Consider the following 795-nt stretch of genomic DNA (forward strand, 5'->3'; position numbering starts at 1 on the left):
GGTCTATAGCCTTTCTCCTTTTTTGGTACTCAGTTTTAGATATGTCCTTTTTTTGATATTGCATATCCAGCTTTTCCATGTGAGTATCTAGCCGGGTAATCAATATTGTTATCTTATCACCCTCACCTTTTTTCTCTCTATATTGGACACCTTCACCTTCTCTATTTTGGGGGACACCTAGCCTCTGCAATTTTTCTGTCCATTCTTTAAGTATTGAGTCACTCACTTCCTGACCAGACTCTATCAACTTTTTGTATTTTTCTGCTTCACGAACAACCTCACGCTCACCTTCGTATTGTACTTGTGAGAGCTTTCCGTTTTCAAATATCGTCATTACGCGATCGCGTGCAGCTTCTACAGTTTCTATAAACTCTTCTTCGAGATTACTTTTTGATTGTGCACTTAAGTTGGCAGTGACAGCCATCATAATGGCTAGCCATAGTATCGTTAGTTTTTTCATGATTTTATTGGTTTTTGTTTATTAAACCAACAGTCAATCCGGCTGATTGTTACCCCATTTAAAATCACAAAAGACCCCCATGACTTAATCTGAGGAGCTTTTTCTTAAGGTCAGACTAACTCTTTTATGAGTGTGTCAGCCTTTTTACTACCTACCTCCAGCGTGAGTTTATCAATCACTTCTTCCTTTCGAATTAGCTTGACCTTCAATTTATTGACTTCACTCTCCAGCTCCTCTCTCTGCCGTTGCATTTCTTCCTGAGTTGCCTGCAGCTCTTCAGAATTTTGTCTAAGCTCTTCCTCCTGAGCCTTCATTTGTTCGGCCTTTTGTTGAGC

Annotated in this window: 2 protein-coding genes; both read right to left on the reverse strand. The window is 39.7% G+C overall.

Going from position 1 to position 795, the window contains the following annotated elements:
* A partial coding sequence (locus E1176_RS00495; RefSeq protein ID WP_155208632.1) for a hypothetical protein occupies positions 1–460 on the reverse strand: 460 nt, incomplete at its 3' end.
* A gap of 110 nt (positions 461–570) precedes the next feature.
* Positions 571–795: hypothetical protein (locus E1176_RS20165; RefSeq protein ID WP_185152490.1), on the reverse strand; the 225-nt coding region annotated here is incomplete at its 5' end.

The sequence above is a fragment of the Fulvivirga aurantia genome (assembly GCF_009711475.1).
Lineage (GTDB): Bacteria > Bacteroidota > Bacteroidia > Cytophagales > Cyclobacteriaceae > Fulvivirga > Fulvivirga aurantia.